This window comes from Pseudomonas sp. p50(2008) (assembly GCF_015351605.1).
GTDB lineage: Bacteria > Pseudomonadota > Gammaproteobacteria > Pseudomonadales > Pseudomonadaceae > Aquipseudomonas.
On the sequence record NZ_JACMYF010000004.1, the window covers coordinates 149487 to 164883 of the forward strand.

11 protein-coding genes are annotated in these 15397 nt (G+C 59.8%); 5 read left to right on the plus strand and 6 right to left on the minus strand.

Annotated features, from left to right (window positions below):
• Positions 1–263: 263 nt before the first annotated feature.
• Both amaA and amaB read right to left on the minus strand, forming a co-directional pair.
• Positions 264–1547 carry an L-pipecolate oxidase gene (gene amaA / locus H7698_RS12495; protein ID WP_194691572.1) on the minus strand — a complete coding sequence of 428 codons (1284 nt, stop codon included), beginning with the start codon at positions 1545–1547 and terminating at the stop codon, positions 264–266.
• 166 nt (positions 1548–1713) lie between these two features.
• A complete protein-coding gene (gene amaB, locus H7698_RS12500) occupies positions 1714–3204 on the minus strand; it encodes an L-piperidine-6-carboxylate dehydrogenase (RefSeq protein WP_162437090.1) in 1491 nt (496 codons plus the stop codon).
• A gap of 175 nt (positions 3205–3379) precedes the next feature.
• Here amaB and H7698_RS12505 point away from each other — a divergent pair, with 175 nt between their 5' ends.
• The 3 genes from H7698_RS12505 to nadE all read left to right on the plus strand — a co-directional run bounded on the left by H7698_RS12505 (position 3380) and on the right by nadE (position 6506).
• A complete protein-coding gene (locus H7698_RS12505; RefSeq protein ID WP_194691573.1) occupies positions 3380–4291 on the plus strand; it encodes a LysR family transcriptional regulator in 912 nt (303 codons plus the stop codon).
• A 156-nt stretch (positions 4292–4447) separates the two neighbouring features.
• A complete protein-coding gene (gene pncB / locus H7698_RS12510; RefSeq protein WP_162437092.1) occupies positions 4448–5674 on the plus strand; it encodes a nicotinate phosphoribosyltransferase in 1227 nt (408 codons plus the stop codon).
• A gap of 4 nt (positions 5675–5678) precedes the next feature.
• Positions 5679–6506, plus strand: coding sequence for an ammonia-dependent NAD(+) synthetase (gene nadE / locus H7698_RS12515; RefSeq protein ID WP_194691574.1), 828 nt, complete (start codon positions 5679–5681; stop codon positions 6504–6506).
• 120 nt (positions 6507–6626) lie between these two features.
• On the opposite strand, the gene azu is transcribed toward nadE, so the two are convergent.
• Positions 6627–7073 (minus strand): azurin, encoded by a 447-nt coding sequence (gene azu / locus H7698_RS12520; protein ID WP_162437094.1) that lies wholly within the window; start codon positions 7071–7073, stop codon positions 6627–6629.
• A 343-nt stretch (positions 7074–7416) separates the two neighbouring features.
• Here azu and H7698_RS12525 point away from each other — a divergent pair, with 343 nt between their 5' ends.
• Both H7698_RS12525 and H7698_RS12530 read left to right on the plus strand, forming a co-directional pair.
• Positions 7417–8004, plus strand: coding sequence for a TIGR00730 family Rossman fold protein (locus H7698_RS12525; RefSeq protein WP_162437095.1), 588 nt, complete (start codon positions 7417–7419; stop codon positions 8002–8004).
• 68 nt (positions 8005–8072) lie between these two features.
• Complete coding sequence (locus tag H7698_RS12530) at positions 8073–8264, plus strand: hypothetical protein (RefSeq protein WP_194691575.1); 192 nt, start codon at positions 8073–8075, stop codon at positions 8262–8264.
• 229 nt (positions 8265–8493) lie between these two features.
• Here H7698_RS12530 and H7698_RS12535 read toward each other — a convergent pair whose 3' ends face one another.
• The 3 genes from H7698_RS12535 to H7698_RS12545 all read right to left on the minus strand — a co-directional run bounded on the left by H7698_RS12535 (position 8494) and on the right by H7698_RS12545 (position 15243).
• Positions 8494–9384 carry a transglutaminase family protein gene (locus H7698_RS12535; protein ID WP_194691576.1) on the minus strand — a complete coding sequence of 297 codons (891 nt, stop codon included), beginning with the start codon at positions 9382–9384 and terminating at the stop codon, positions 8494–8496.
• The gene (locus H7698_RS12540; protein WP_194691862.1) at positions 9384–11870 is read right to left on the minus strand and encodes a circularly permuted type 2 ATP-grasp protein; all 2487 of its coding nucleotides are present in this window, start codon (positions 11868–11870) and stop codon (positions 9384–9386) included. The genes H7698_RS12535 and H7698_RS12540 overlap by 1 nt, the downstream gene beginning before the upstream one ends.
• A gap of 97 nt (positions 11871–11967) precedes the next feature.
• The gene (locus H7698_RS12545) at positions 11968–15243 is read right to left on the minus strand and encodes a transglutaminase family protein (protein ID WP_194691577.1); all 3276 of its coding nucleotides are present in this window, start codon (positions 15241–15243) and stop codon (positions 11968–11970) included.
• Between the last annotated feature and the right edge of the window lie 154 nt (positions 15244–15397).

Consider the following 15397-nt stretch of genomic DNA (forward strand, 5'->3'; position numbering starts at 1 on the left):
CTTTATTGTTATTTCGACTGTTTCGAGCCCATTTTCATTGGGCGTGCAACCGTCTAAACCGCGGAAGGTGAAACCGTTTATTTTTAAAGGCGCAACCCGAGTGCGCCATCATTGCAACCGCGGCGCCAAACGACGTGCAACCGGCCTGTAACATCGTGCGTCACCGAAGTGCACACCGCTGGTGCGGTACTGCTACAACCCGCACCATTACAGGCTAGTCGCTGCTCGAAAAAGCGCCGTGTTTCGGACACAAATTTCAACAATCAAATGACGATGCGCAAGCACTGGCCTGCGTGATACAGCGAGAAGCCCGCTTCATACAAACAGCTTCTCAAACCTGCTCCCGCCAGGGGCTGCATGGGCGCGAACGGAATCGGCAAAGCCTGAGGATTTCCGTTACACAAATAATCGGCAAAGGCTTTGCCGACCACGGTTCCTGTTGTAACGCCCCGACCGTTGTAGCCAGTGACTGCCACTATTCCCGGCGCCGGCTCAAAAAGGCGCATCAGGTGGTCCGGGGTGAAGGCGATGCAACCGGTCCAGGTGCACTCCCACTCAACGGGTTTGAGGTAGGGAAAATAATGCTGCTGAACCCGGTCCGCCCAGGCTTTGAGAAACCAGGCCGGCTTCTGATTGCCATTCCCCAGACTGCCCAGCAACAGTCGACCGTCCTTGTCTCGACGAATACTGCTCAGCACCTGACGGGTGTCCCATGAGCCCTGGCCACCAGGAAGAATTTGCTGTGCGGCCTCGTCCGTCAGCGGGACCGACGCCACTTGATAGTAATAACCGGGGAAGAAATTGCGTCGCAGCTCGGTCCAGTCCCCTTCGGTGTAGGCGTTGGAAGCGATGACCACCTGTTCAGCGAGCACCGAACCCTGCGCGGTGTGCACCGACCATTTCTGGCCCTGACGCTCAAGTCGCGTGACGGCAGAGTGATCGAACAGTCGACCGCCCAGGCCGATGGCCGCTTTGGCCAGCCCTGTGGTGTAAGCCATCGGATTAAGCGTGCCGGCACGCCGATCAAGCAGTGCGGCGGCAATCTTTTTGGTACCCGTCGCTTGCTCGCAGGCCTGGCCGGTCAACAATTCGACGGGGGCGCCGCGACGTTTCCATTGTTCTTCGCGACTGCGCAGATCCGCTTCGCCACGGGCGTTGTGCGCCATGTGCAAAGTACCTTCGCGGCGTAACTGGCAATCGATGTTGTATTTGTCGACCAGGCTGAACACCAGCGATGGCGCCGCCCCGAGCATGCGATTGAGCTGACTGCCCACCGCCTCGCCGAACCCGGCTTCGATCTCGTCCGGTGGAATCCACATCCCGGCGTTGACCAGCCCGACGTTGCGCCCTGACCCGCCCTGACCGGCACGATGAGCTTCCAGCACACAAACTGTCTTGCCTTGTTCCAGCAGATGCACCGCCGCCGACAGCCCGGTAAAACCTGCACCGATGACGCAAACATCTGCCGTCACTTCGCCCTTGAGGGCGGCGTTGTCAGGCCTTTGCGGCGTCAGTTTTTCCCACAGACACTCTTCGCGTAACGGCATTGCCAGACTCCAACAGAAACCTAACCAACACACAGTTCATTTTGGATGAGCTATGTGGTGAGGAGATTTATCCCCGTTGGCTGCGTAGCAGTCCCATATTCGGGGCCGCTGCGCAGCCGACGGGGATGAATCCCCTCGCCACAAAAGCTCGCTCAGGAATAACCGGTTAGTCGAACGTGATGCCCTGAGCCAACGGCAACTCCAGCGAATAGTTCACGGTGTTGGTCTGACGGCGCATGTAGCCGCGCCATGCATCGGAACCGGATTCACGACCACCGCCGGTTTCTTTTTCACCACCAAATGCGCCGCCGATTTCCGCGCCGCTCGGCCCGATGTTGACGTTGGCGATACCGCAATCGCTGCCCACCGCCGACATGAACTGTTCGGCTTCACGCACGTCGGTGGTAAAGATGCAGGACGACAGGCCTTGCGGTACCGCGTTGTTCAGGCGCAGGGCCTCGTCGAAGTCCTTGTAGCCAACCACGTAAAGAATCGGCGCGAAGGTTTCGTGGCAAACCACGTCACTCTGCTCCGGCATTTCAACGATGGCGGGTGCGACGTAGTAAGCGTTCGGGAATTTGTCTTCCAGTTGGCGTTTGCCACCAAACACCCGGCCGCCTTCGCTCAAGGCTTGCTCAAGCGCGTCCTGCATGTTGTCGAAACTGTGTTTGTCGATCAGCGGACCGATCAGGTTGCCTTCCAGCGGATTGCCGATGCGGACTTTGGAGTAAGCGGCCTTCAAGCGGGTGACGATTTCTTCTTTGACCGACTCGTGGGCAATCAGGCGACGCAAGGTGGTGCAGCGCTGGCCGGCAGTACCGACGGCGCTGAACAGGATCGCGCGAACGGCCATGTCCAGGTCGGCACTTGGGCCGAGGATCATGGCGTTATTGCCGCCCAGTTCCAGAATGCTGCGAGCGAAACGCGCGGCGATTTTCGGCGCTACTTCGCGGCCCATGCGGGTGCTGCCGGTGGCGCTGATCAGCGCAACACGCGGGTCATCGACCAACGCTTCGCCAGCATCGCGACCGCCAATGATCACTTGGCTCAAGTGCGGCGGCGCATCGCTGAAATTCTTCAGTACGCGGTCAAACAGTGCCTGACAAGCCAGTGCTGTGAGTGGGGTTTTCTCGGACGGTTTCCAGATCACCGGGTTACCGCAAACCAGCGCCAGCGTGGTGTTCCAGGCCCAGACCGCGACCGGGAAGTTGAATGCGCTGATCACACCAACGATGCCCAGCGGGTGCCAGGTTTCGCGCATGTGGTGGCCGGGACGCTCGGAGGCGATGGTCAGGCCGTACAGCTGGCGGGACAAACCGACGGCGAAGTCGCAGATGTCGATCATTTCCTGAACTTCACCCAGACCTTCCTGAGTGATCTTGCCCGCTTCCCAGGACACCAGCTCGCCAAGGTCAGCCTTGTATTCACGCAGGATGTCGCCCAGTTGACGCACCAGTTCGCCACGGCGCGGGGCCGGGACCTTGCGCCACAATTCAAACGCATGATCTGCACGACTGATGTGCTGCTCGACTTCAGCGGCACCTTCCCAATTCACCGAAGCGATCTGGCTGCCATCGATCGGCGAATGCACCGGCACTTTGCCGTTCTGGTACAGGGCCGGGTTTACACCTAGACGATCAAGCAATGCGGCAACCATGGGTGACTCCTCAAGCAAAAGACAGAACGTGTGCAGCCGGAAAATCTCGGCTGATCAGACCTGTAGTTTTAGCGCTCTGGAGGTTACTCAACAAACGACCTTTAAGAGAGATATCATTCCGTTTATTCATGCTGTGCATTGCTGGCAATAAAGAAACAAGAAGAAAGGATCGCTCATGCTCAACAAACGCTATCTGCCGTCAATTACCGCGTTGCAGTGTTTCGAGGCTGTCACCCGGCACTTGAGCTTCACCCGGGCCGCCGAAGAGCTGAACCTGACGCAGAGCGCCGTCAGTAAACAGGTCGCGCAACTCGAAGAGTTGCTGCAGCACTTGCTGTTCCGGCGGGTACGCCGACGCCTGCAAATGACGCCTGCCGGCGATTTGTATCTTGTGGAGGTAAGAAAAATCCTCACGCAGGTGGAGATGTCGACCCATTACCTGCGTTCCTACGGCGGGGAGACCGAAGTCCTGCGCGTGTCCACGCCTCCCACCTTCGGCGCGCGCTGGCTGGTGCCGCGCTTGAAAGGCTGGCGATTGCGTCATCCGTCGATCCACCTGGACCTGTGCAGCGAACAGGAAGCCGACGATTTGCTGCAGGGTCGCAGCGACCTGGCGTTCTACTTTGGCCAAGGCTCGCGACCCGGCACCGAATGCCTGAAGCTGTTCAGCGAAGAGCTGGTCCCGGTGTGTGCGCCCGGCAGCCTGCCCGCCACGCCGTTCACCGATCCTACGCAACTCACCGACCTCGTCCTGCTGCAAAACGCTTCTCGTCCACAGGCCTGGCACGACTGGTTCGACAGCCAGGGTTACCACACCGAACACAGCTACCACGGCCCGCGCTTCGAAACCTTTTACATGTGCATCCGCGCCGCTCAGGTGGGCTGTGGCGTGGCGCTCTTGCCCAAGTTTCTGGTTGAAGAGGAATTGGCCGACGGCAAGCTGGTCATACCCTGGCAGCACGCGATGCCCAGCTCCGACGCCTATTACCTGGCGTATCCGGAGCATTCGGCGGAAGTGCCGAAAGTCCGAGACTTTGTGAAGTGGATGCTGGAGCAGATCGATAGCCCGGAAATACCGCAAATTTAATGCCTCACCAAGATCTGAGGCAAAACACGCCACAGAGGTTTCCAGCGTCTAAAAAATTGCTGGCAATTCCCGGCGTTGATATGCGCCACTAGCCCCATTCAATGAAACAGCTGCAATGTCGTGACATCAGCCGCGGCCAGCCTGGAGAACCCCGTTATGAGCGAGAGCGTGTTTGGCGATCGCATCGTGCAGAACCTGCTCGACACCGACTTCTACAAACTGACGATGATGCAGGCGGTGCTGCACAACTACCCCAACGTAGAAGTGGAATGGGAGTTTCGTTGCCGTAATAGCGAAGACCTGCGGCCTTATCTGGCGGAGATCCGCTTTCAGATCGAGCGCCTGGCCGAATTGAGCCTGACAGCCGATCAGCTGGGTTTCATGGAACGCATCAGCTTCATGAAGCCGGATTTTCTGCGCTTTCTCGGGTTGTTCCGCTTCAATCTGCGCTACGTGCACACCGGCATAGAAAACGGTGAGTTGTTCATCCGTCTGCGCGGACCGTGGCTGCATGTGATCCTGTTTGAAGTGCCACTGCTGTCTATCGTCAGCGAAGTGCGCAACCGCTATCGCTACCGGGAAGTCGTGCTGGAACAGGCTCGCGAGCAGCTTTACCGCAAGTTCGACTGGCTCACCGCCCATGCCAGCCGCGAGGAATTATCCGAGTTGCAGGTAGCTGATTTCGGCACTCGCCGTCGCTTCTCGTACCGCGTGCAGGAAGAAGTGGTCAACGTGCTCAAGCACGATTTCCCAGGGCGTTTCGTCGGCACCAGCAACGTCCACCTGTCCCGTGAACTGGACATGAAGCCGTTGGGCACCATGGCCCACGAATGGATCATGGCGCACCAGCAACTGGGGCCGCGGCTGATCGACAGCCAGATCGCCGCCCTCGACTGCTGGGTCCGCGAGTATCGTGGCCTGCTGGGGATCGCCCTGACAGACTGCATCACGACCGATGCCTTCCTCAACGATTTCGATCTGTACTTTGCCAAGCTCTTCGACGGCCTGCGCCATGACTCCGGGGACCCTGTGATCTGGGCGGAAAAGGCCATCGCCCACTACCACAAGCTCGGCATCGACCCGATGAGCAAGACGCTGGTGTTCTCCGACAGCCTGACGCTGCCCAAGTCCCTGGAAATATTCCGGGCACTGCGCGGTAGGATCAACGTGAGCTTCGGCATCGGCACCAACCTGACATGTGATATTCCGGGTGTCGAACCCATGAGCATCGTGCTTAAAATGACCGCCTGCAACGGTCAGCCAGTGGCGAAAATTTCCGATGAGCCCGGCAAGACTCACTGCAAAGACCCGAATTTCGTCGCCTATTTGCGACACGTTTTCAAAGTTCCTGCCGCCCCAACCAGCACATCTAGCAAGGAGTGAATTCATGCAAGCCGTACAGCGTGAGATTGCTGAGCAGCTCAAGGTTCAACCGTCGTTCGCCGACAACGCCGCCCTTGAGGCGGAAGTCGCCCGTCGGATCACGTTCATTCAGGATTGCCTGGTCAACTCCGGGCTCAAGACCCTCGTGCTTGGCATCAGCGGTGGTGTTGATTCGCTGACGGCCGGCCTGCTGGCCCAGCGGGCCATACGCGAATTGCGCACTCGCACGGGTGATGACAACTACAAGTTCATCGCTGTGCGCCTGCCCTACGAAACCCAGTTTGACGAACACGACGCCCAGGCGTCGGTGGATTTCATCAAGCCGGATGAGCGCCACACGGTGAACATTGGCCCGGCGGTTAAATCCCTGGCCAATGAAGTCGCGGCGTTCGAAGGCAAACACGCCGTGTCGGTGGATTTCGTGCTCGGCAACACCAAGGCGCGGATGCGCATGGTTGCCCAGTACACCATCGCCGGTGCAGCCCAGGGACTGGTCATCGGAACAGATCATGCAGCAGAAGCCGTGATGGGGTTCTTCACCAAGTTCGGTGACGGCGCGTGCGACCTGGCACCGCTGAGCGGCCTGGTGAAAAACCAGGTACGCAACATCGCCCGCAGCTTCGGTGCCCCCGAGTCATTGGTTGAAAAGGTGCCGACAGCGGATCTGGAAGACCTGTCGCCCGGCAAACCGGACGAAGCGTCCCATGGCGTGACCTATGCGGAGATTGACGCGTTCCTGCATGGCGAGCCCGTGCGTGAGGAAGCGTTCAGGATCATTTGCGAGACGTACAGGAAGACTCATCACAAGCGTGTGATGCCGTTCGCGCCGTAAGATTTTCGGCGCCTGTTCGGGCGCCTTCGCGGGCAAGCCATGCGAATAACGATGACGCGGTCAAACGACAGATATAAAAAAAGCGTCCCAAGTGGACGCTTTTTTATGACCGCGATTCGATTACTTCAGGGTAACCGTGCCTTTCATCATCGAGATGTGGCCAGGGAACGAGCAGAAGAAGCCGTAGCTTTCGCCAGCTGCCAGCTTCGACACGTCGAAGGTCACGGAATCTGTCTCGCCAGCACCGATGATCTTGGTGTGCGCGATGATGCGTGTATCGCCGTCTTTCAGGTAGTTCTTGTCAATGCCAGCCGCCAGGCCGTCGGTAGCGATTGGCTGCATATCAGCCGTTTTGCTCAATACCCAGTTATGGCCCATGACGTTTTTCGGCAGGCTACCGGAGTGTTTCAGCTCAACGGTAAAGGTCTTGCAGCTTTTGTCGATGCTGACGTCCTTGGTATCGAAGGACATCTGGTCAGTGGAGTCGACAGTGACCTTGCATTCAGCGGCCATCAGCTGGCTGCTGGCCAGTGTCAGCAGGGATACCGCAACAAGTTTGGCAAACATGGTGAATCTCCAAGGCAGGGTTAACAAAAAGTGCGAATGAACAGAAGACTGCCTGAAAACTTCGCAAGTTCCTATGACCTGAATCAAAAATTGTATACAACTTTCGGGCTATGACACTCATCGAAACAATCTACCAGCCAAGCGTCTGCTGCGGCCTTATTATCGAGCCATCGCCAATATCCGGAGCTCGTAGCATGTCCCTGAATAGCCTTTTGTGCAGTCTGCTTGCCGCCTACGCCTGTGGCGCCAGCGGCTCCTGTGAAACGCCTGAACGCGACGTTTAACCCTTGGAGCGCTGCTGCCCTGCCTTTACTCTGTGGCCATCCCGACCCTGGAGTAAGGCATGTCTTTAGCATCCGTCTGTGTATTTTGCGGTGCCAGCACCGGCACCAACCCCGCTTATCGTGAAGCGGCAGTCGCCCTCGGGCGTGCGCTCGCCGAACGTAAATTGACCCTGGTGTATGGCGGTGGCGCCGTCGGTTTGATGGGAATCGTGGCGGATGCAGCACTGGCCGCTGGCGGAGAAGTCATTGGGATCATCCCGCAAAGCCTCAAGGACAAGGAAATCGGCCACAGCGGCCTGACGCGACTGGAAGTGGTCGACGGCATGCATGCCCGCAAGGCGCGGATGGCGGAACTCAGCGACGCCTTTATCGCCCTGCCCGGCGGCTTGGGCACGCTGGAAGAGTTGTTCGAAGTCTGGACCTGGGGCCAGCTCGGCTATCACGGCAAACCGCTTGGCTTGCTGGAAGTGAACGGTTTCTACAGTAAATTGACCGGTTTTCTTGATCATATCGTCGGCGAAGGCTTCGTTCGCGAAGCACACCGTGACATGCTGCAAACGAGCGAATCGCCGCAAATCCTGCTCGATGCACTGGATGCCTGGCAACCGGTGGTCACGCCAAAATGGGCCGAGCAAAAACCCAGCTAACGGCTCGGCACCGATACAGGGCAGAATATGCGCCGCTCAACCTCACCTTCGACCCCAGAGGATCGCCCATGGCTAAACCTAATTATTCCTTCGCCAAACGTCAGAGAGACTTGGCCAAGGAGCAGAAGAAAGAGGAAAAGCTTCAGCGCAAGAAAGCTACAGCTGAAGAAGAAGCCGCCGCACTGAACCCGGAAACAGAGGGTGAAGTGGCCGCAGAAAGTGATGTTGAAGCACCGAAAGATCAGGCGCCCGACGCCTGAGACCCTCAGGGCCCGATGATCTGATCAGGCCCACCGGATCTGTGTCCAGGGTCAGCAGAACCTTGCTGACCCTCACAGCGCCTATCTGAAACACCCAGGCACACACGATCCCTTGTAGGAGCAAAGCTTGCTCGCGATGGCGGTGTGTCAGTCGATATTAATACGTCCTGACACGCCGCCATCGCGAGCAAGCTTTGCTCCTGCACTGGATCTCCCACGGGGGATTGCGTTAGTCCAGCGGCATCACAGTGACGCGCACTTCCGGGTCATGATTTCCACCCCCCAGAATCACCCCGCGCAACGGCGATACATCGGAGAAATCCCGGCCCCAGGCCAGGGTGATGTGCTCCAGCGCCGGTTGCACGTTGTTGGTCGGATCAAAATCCACCCATCCCAGCACCGGGCAAAACACCGACACCCAGGCGTGTGACGCATCGGCACCGATCAAGCGCGGCTGGCCCGGTGGTGGCTGGGTCAACAGATAACCGCTGATGTAGCGCGCGGCCAGCCCGCGGGAACGCACGCAGGCCAGCATCAGGTGCGCGAAATCCTGGCATACCCCCCGTCGACGCTCCAGCACTTCCACCAAAGGCGTCGCCACCTGGGTCGCTTCGGCATCGAAGGTGAATTCGCTGAAGATCTTCTCCATCAGCGCCTGAACCCCGAGCAGCAACGGTCGACCTGCGGGGAAACAGCTTTCAGAAAATTCGACGAAGTTGCGTTTCAAATGCACGTAGGGCGATTCGAACCGGTAACGACAGGCCTCGAGCACTTGGGGTGACAGCGGCTGGCTGCTGTACGTCAACGCGTTGCGGGTGTCTTCCCACGCGCGAGACCGGGTGAAGTCCAGTGCAGGCCGGGGCAACACTTCAATCGTGAGGCTGGCGTTGACCAGCAATTCGTCGTGGGGCCGCTCGAACGCCAGGCGCGTCAGCGGGTTGCCAAAAACATCCAGCTCATCGCGACGCGAAGTCGGGTCAGGACTGATTAGCAATTGCTGATCGGTGCATCGCTGCCAGGCACAGGGCCGAGGCCACAAATGGGCCAGCTGTTGGGCGAGGGACACCGGACTGTCGTAGTGATAATGGGTGTCGTGAAAGATCTGGTAATGGGCGTTCATCAGACGGACACCGTGCGCTGGCTGACATCGTCGACGTGGGCGAAATGACGCAGCGCCAGGCGATCCGACACTTGCCCGCTGGCTTCAGCGATCTCCTGGAGCAAATCCGCCAGCCCGTCGATGGCGGCGCGGACGCTGGCTTCACCGAACAGGGCATTTTCCAGGCAGCCCAGATCGAACCGCGCCAAACGCTCCACCAGGTGCGGCAAACCTGTTTCGCGCGGTGCGCCAAAGTCGTCGTTCAGGCGTTTGAGGGTGCGCGTCACCAGTTTCAACTGGAACAGCACGGCGTGAGGGTTTTGCTCGTCGAGCAGTAACAGGTCCAACACCGGGATCAATTGCGCTACCGCCAGATACCGCGAACGGAAGGTGATGCTGCTGTTACCCAGCTCCAGCAACCACTCCAGCCTTGCCTGCTCGAACGCATCGGCGCCACGCAAGAAAGCCGCGAGGCTGGCGCTGAGAAACTGCAGTCGTTCGATCCGCCGTCCAATCATCAGGAAACGCCAGCCTTCATCCCGGGTCATGTCGTCGAGGGCAAAACCTGACAGTGCCGCCAGGGACATCACCAACCGGTTGAGGAAGTCCAGCAACTCACCAAAATCCGGCTCTTCGGATTCAAGCTCCAAGGCTTCGCGCTGCAGTTCCACCAGCGCTTGCCAGTTTTCTCGAGAGAGTTTGCCGCGTACCTGAGAGGCGGCCCACTGCAAGCGTTGCAGGTTGGAGCGCAGGCTGAACGACCAGTCATCTCCCAGCAACGCGGCGAGTAAGCGCTCGGGCAATTCGCCCTCATCGGGTAGCAGCATCAACCGCTCACCGAGATCGACTGCCGCCTGCAAGGCCTGGGGATCGTCGCCATCGACATAGCGCGCCAGCATGATTCGCAACAACCGCGCGCTGTCATCGCAACGCTCACAGTAACGGCCAAACCAGAACAGGTTCTCCACCACACGTGACGGCAAATACGGATCGCGCCGTACCAGGTCATGAACGCCAATGGTGCGCTGGGTTTTCCATTGCTCGCCACTCGGAGCACGATCACCCAGAACCCAGGTGTCCTTGCTCGCGCCGCCACGTTGCATCGATACCACTTCGGCGTCTGCCTCGGCGGCCACGCGGGTCAACCCGCCCGGTAAAACCCGATAACCGTCGCGGCTGGCCACGGCATACACGCGCATGCCGATAGCGCGGGGTTGCAACAGTCCATCTTCTGCCTGCCAGACCGGCGCCTGGGAAAGCTGCGCCAATTCTTGCGCTACATACGCGTAAGGCCGCGCCTGCATGCGCTCAGCGAGCACCTGGCGCTGTTTTTCACTCAAGTCCCGGCCAAATACCGGCGCAAAACTCTGTGACGGAAAAGCGGGTTTGATCAACAACTCAGGCAGTTTTTCCAACGCCTGGGCCAGCACCGGCGCTTCACCGCACCACCAGGTAGCGATGGACGGCAGGATCAGCTCTTCGCCAAACAGGAACTGGTTGATCTTCGGCAGAAAACCCAACAACCCGGGAGACTCCAACACCCCACTGCCCAACGCATTGGCTACCAGCACCCGGCCCTGCCGCACCGCCTCCAGCAACCCCGGCACGCCAAGGGCTGAGTCGGTGCGCAATTCCAGCGGGTCGCAGAAGTCGTCGTCGAGCCGACGCATGATCGCGTGTACCCGGCGCAGGCCGCTCAAGGTTTTCAGGTAGACCGTGGCATCGCGCACTGTCAGGTCGCCGCCCTCCACCAGCGGGTAACCCAGCTGGCGCGCCAGATACAGATGTTCGAAATAGCTTTCGTTGAACCGACCCGGCGTCAGCAACACGATCAGGGGCGCTTCGTCGTCGCTGGGTGCCTGACGGGCCAGGGTTTCCTGAAGCGTGCGGAAGAAGCCGGCCAGGTGCTGCACTTTGAGGTCACGGTAAAGCTCTGGAAACGCTCGGGATACGATGGTGCGGTTTTCCAGCGCATACCCGGCACCGGACGGCGCCTGCGTTCGATCGGCCGTCACCCACCAGCGCCCATCAGGCGTGCGCGCCAGGTCCACGGCATACAGATGCAGAAATGTTCCGTCTGGCGGCTTGATGCCCTGACAGGGCCAGAGGAAGTTGTTGTGACCGAAGACCAGTTCTGCGGGCAGCAAGCCTTCAGCGATGAGGCGCTGCGGGCCGTAGAGGTCTTCCAGCACCGCATTGAGCAACCGTGCCCGCTGGGCGATGCCGGCGGATAAGTGCTGCCATTCATCAGCCGCAATCACATGGGGCAGCAGGTCCAGTTCCCACGGCCTGTCGGCGCCCTTGGGATCGGCGTAGACGTTGTAAGTCACGCCGTTTTCCTGGATTTGCCGGGTCAGCAGTGCCTGACGCTGCACCAATTGCGCTGGCGTGCTGCGTTGCAATTGGTCGAGCAGCCGACGCCAGTGCGGGCGAACGGCCCCACTGTCGTCGAGCAGTTCGTGGTAAGTGCCCGCCGTGAGCGGGTAGCGGTCAAGCAGGTCAAGCAGGTCAGGCATGGAAAGCTCGGCAGACAGCAAAGTTCGGTCAGACTAACGCAGGCTCATGACACCCGGATAGACGAAAAATCCGGGCGTCGCGTACGGTTCAAAAGCGTCGTAAATCGAGTGTCATCGGCAACTCGTCGTTGATGTCGACACTCGGGACCGGCAGTTTTCCGGGACTGTGTCCGATCCGGAAAAACCGCGCCATCCGCCGGCTCTCCGCCTCATTGGCGTTGACCGGCAGACTGTCGTAGTTCCGACCGCCCGGATGGACGACGTGGTACTGACAGCCACCCAGCGAGCGCTGCATCCAGGTGTCGAGCACATCGAAGACCAAAGGCGCATGCACCGGGATGGTCGGTTGCAGGCAATTGGACGGTTGCCAGGCGCGGAAACGCACGCCAGCGACGAATTCGCCGACGCGCCCGGTGGGCTGCAATGGCACCGGAACGCCGTTGCACGTCAGCAAATAACGCTGGGGCGACAGGCCAGTGAGTTTGACCTGCAGGCGCTCAAGCGAAGAATCCACATAACGCACCGTTCCGCCGGGCGCGCCCTCCTCGCCCAAAACGTGCCAAGGCTCCAGCGCCTGACGCACCTCCAGCTCGATGCCACTGACCGCGTAATCACCCACCTTGGGAAACCGGAATTCCAGGTGCGCGGCAAACCACTCGGCGCGCACGGGATAACCCGCCGCATTGAGGTCGACGATGACGTCAGCGAAATCCTGTTCGATAAAGTGCGGCAACATGAATCGGTCATGCAATTCGGTACCCCAACGAGCCAGTTTGGGCGGCGCATAAGGTTCGCGCCAGAACCGCGCGACCAGCGCCCGCAGCAACAGCTGTTGAGCCAGGCTCATGCGCGCATGGGGTGGCATTTCAAAGGCCCGTAGTTCGAGTAAGCCGAGACGCCCCGTGGCGCCATCCGGCGAATAGAGTTTGTCGATGCAGAACTCGGCCCGGTGCGTGTTACCGGTGACGTCGATCAGCAGGTTTCGCAGCAGTCGATCCACCAGCCACGGCGCGCATTCTTCGCCACGTTCAGGCATCTGTGAAAAAGCGATTTCCAGCTCATACAACGAGTCATTGCGCGCCTCATCGACACGGGGCGCCTGGGACGTCGGGCCAATGAACAATCCGGAAAACAGATACGACAAGGAGGGATGGTTATGCCAGTAGCTGATCAGGCTGCGCAGCAGGTCGGGGCGACGCAGAAAAGGTGAGTCCGCCGGGGTGGCGCCGCCCAGGACGAAATGGTTGCCACCACCCGTGCCGGTGTGACGGCCGTCGATCATGAATTTCTCGGTGGTCAGGCGGGTCTGGCGAGCTTCCTCGTACAAGAATTCGGTGCGATCGACCAGCTCATCCCAGGTCGCCGACGGCTGCACATTGACTTCGATCACGCCCGGATCAGGGGTGACGCGAAAGTTGCTTAATCGCGGGTCGCTCGGGGGTTCATAACCCTCCAGCAACACCGGGCAATGCAGTTCTTCAGCGGTGGCTTCGATGGCGGCGACCAGTTCCAGATAATCCTCGACCTGCTCCAGCGGCGGCATGAACAGGTACAGCCGGCCTTCCCTCGCCTCCGCGCAGAAGGCGGTCCGCGTCAGCCAGTCCGCGGACTCGTCGATCTTCGGCGCACGGTCTTGCGCAACCGCAGGCTCGCCTTGGCTTTGCAACTGAGCAAGGTCGGGCAGCGGCGGGAAATCCTGATTCGGATCCCTTGGATGGATAAAAGGATACTCCGCCGCTTTGACCCAAGGTTGTGAGCCGAGCGGCAGGCGATAACCCAGCGCGGAATCACCCGGCACCAGGCGGCAGTGCTCATCACGCAGGTACCAGCGGCCGCTTTGCCACTGGTCACCCTTGGCGGTACGCGCCAGTGGCAGCACCTGGCCAATCACCGTGTCCAATCCCTGGCTGAAGACTTTGCGCAGGCGCGCACGCTCCAGGGGTTCGTCAAGGCGTGAGTCTTCGGCGCTGACATTCTGCGGCAACGTGCCTTCGCGCCAGAGGTAATAGAAATTGTCTTCGTAGGCTGGAAACACAAAGCGTGTCGGAATTTTCAGGCGCTCGGCGACGCTCGCCAAAAACCGCCCGGCCAGTTCGCCGTTAGCGCCGTAGTCTTCTTGCTCATCGGCGATCAGCGCGTTGTTGCGCCAGATCGGCACACCGTCGCGGCGCCAGTAGCAGTTCAGGGACCATCGCGGCAGCTGTTCGCCCGGGTACCACTTGCCCTGGCCGAAATGCACCAGGCCATTGGGGGCATAGCGCTTGCGCATGCGCTGGAACAGTTCGGCAGACAGGCGACGCTTGTCCGGTCCGAGCGCTGCGGTGTTCCACTCGGCACCGTCCGGGTCATCGATGGACACGAAAGTCGGTTCACCGCCCATGGTCAGGCGCACGTCACCCTCGAGAAGGTCCGCATCGATCTGCCGGCCCAATGCCTGGATCGCCAGCCATTGATCGTCGGTGTAGGGCTTGGTGACTCGCGGTGCTTCCCAGATCCGCTCCACCGACATTTCGTGGGTGAACTCACACTCGCAGGGCTCCACCAAGCCGCTGATCGGTGCCGCAGAGCCCGGATCGGGACTACAGGCCAACGGAATGTGTCCTTCACCGGCAAACAGTCCTGACGTCGCGTCCAGGCCGATCCAGCCGGCGCCGGGCAAATACACTTCGCACCAGGCATGCAGGTCGGTGAAATCCACTTCGGTGCCCGAGGGCCCGTCGAGGCTTTTGACATCGGCCGTCAGTTGAATCAGGTAACCGGAGACAAACCGCGCGGCCAGGCCCAGATTGCGCAGCAACTGCACGAGCAACCACGCGGAATCGCGGCAGGATCCAGAAGCGTGTTCAAGCGTGTGTTCGGGTGTCTGGACGCCTGGCTCCATGCGGATCAGGTAGCCAATGTCTTCACTCAGACGCTGGTTGAGCGCTACGAGGAAATCCACGGCAGGCAACGGGGTGCGGTCGATACCGTCCAGGTAGGCCTTGAACTTCGGCGTCAGCGGCAGGGTTTCCAGGTACGGCGCCAGCTCCTTGCGCTCATCGGTGGCGTAAACGAACGGGATTTTCTCCGCATACGGCTCCAGAAAGAAGTCGAATGGATTGAACACCGCCATCTCGGCGAGCAGATCCACTTCGATGCGCAATTCATCGGTTTTCTCAGGAAACACTAACCGCGCCAGGTAATTGCCCTGGGGGTCTTGCTGCCAGTTTATGAAGTGCTGCTCGGGCGAGACTTTCAGCGCATAGGACAGTATCCGCGTGCGACTATGGGCGGCCGGGCGCAGGCGAACAATCTGCGGCCCGAGCTCGACGGCGCGGTCGTAGCGGTAATGCGTTACGTGATGCAATGCGACATGTATCGACACGGCGTGCCTCCTGCGAGCCCTAAGCGTATGGGAAAGCGCGCAAGACTTATGCCATGCAGCGGCACCGGCGCTTTCTGCGTTTGCTTGAGGCAGTACAGCACCAAAATCGGGCGATGCGGGAAATTGGTTTGGCGCAGTTGCACGCAAATGTGGC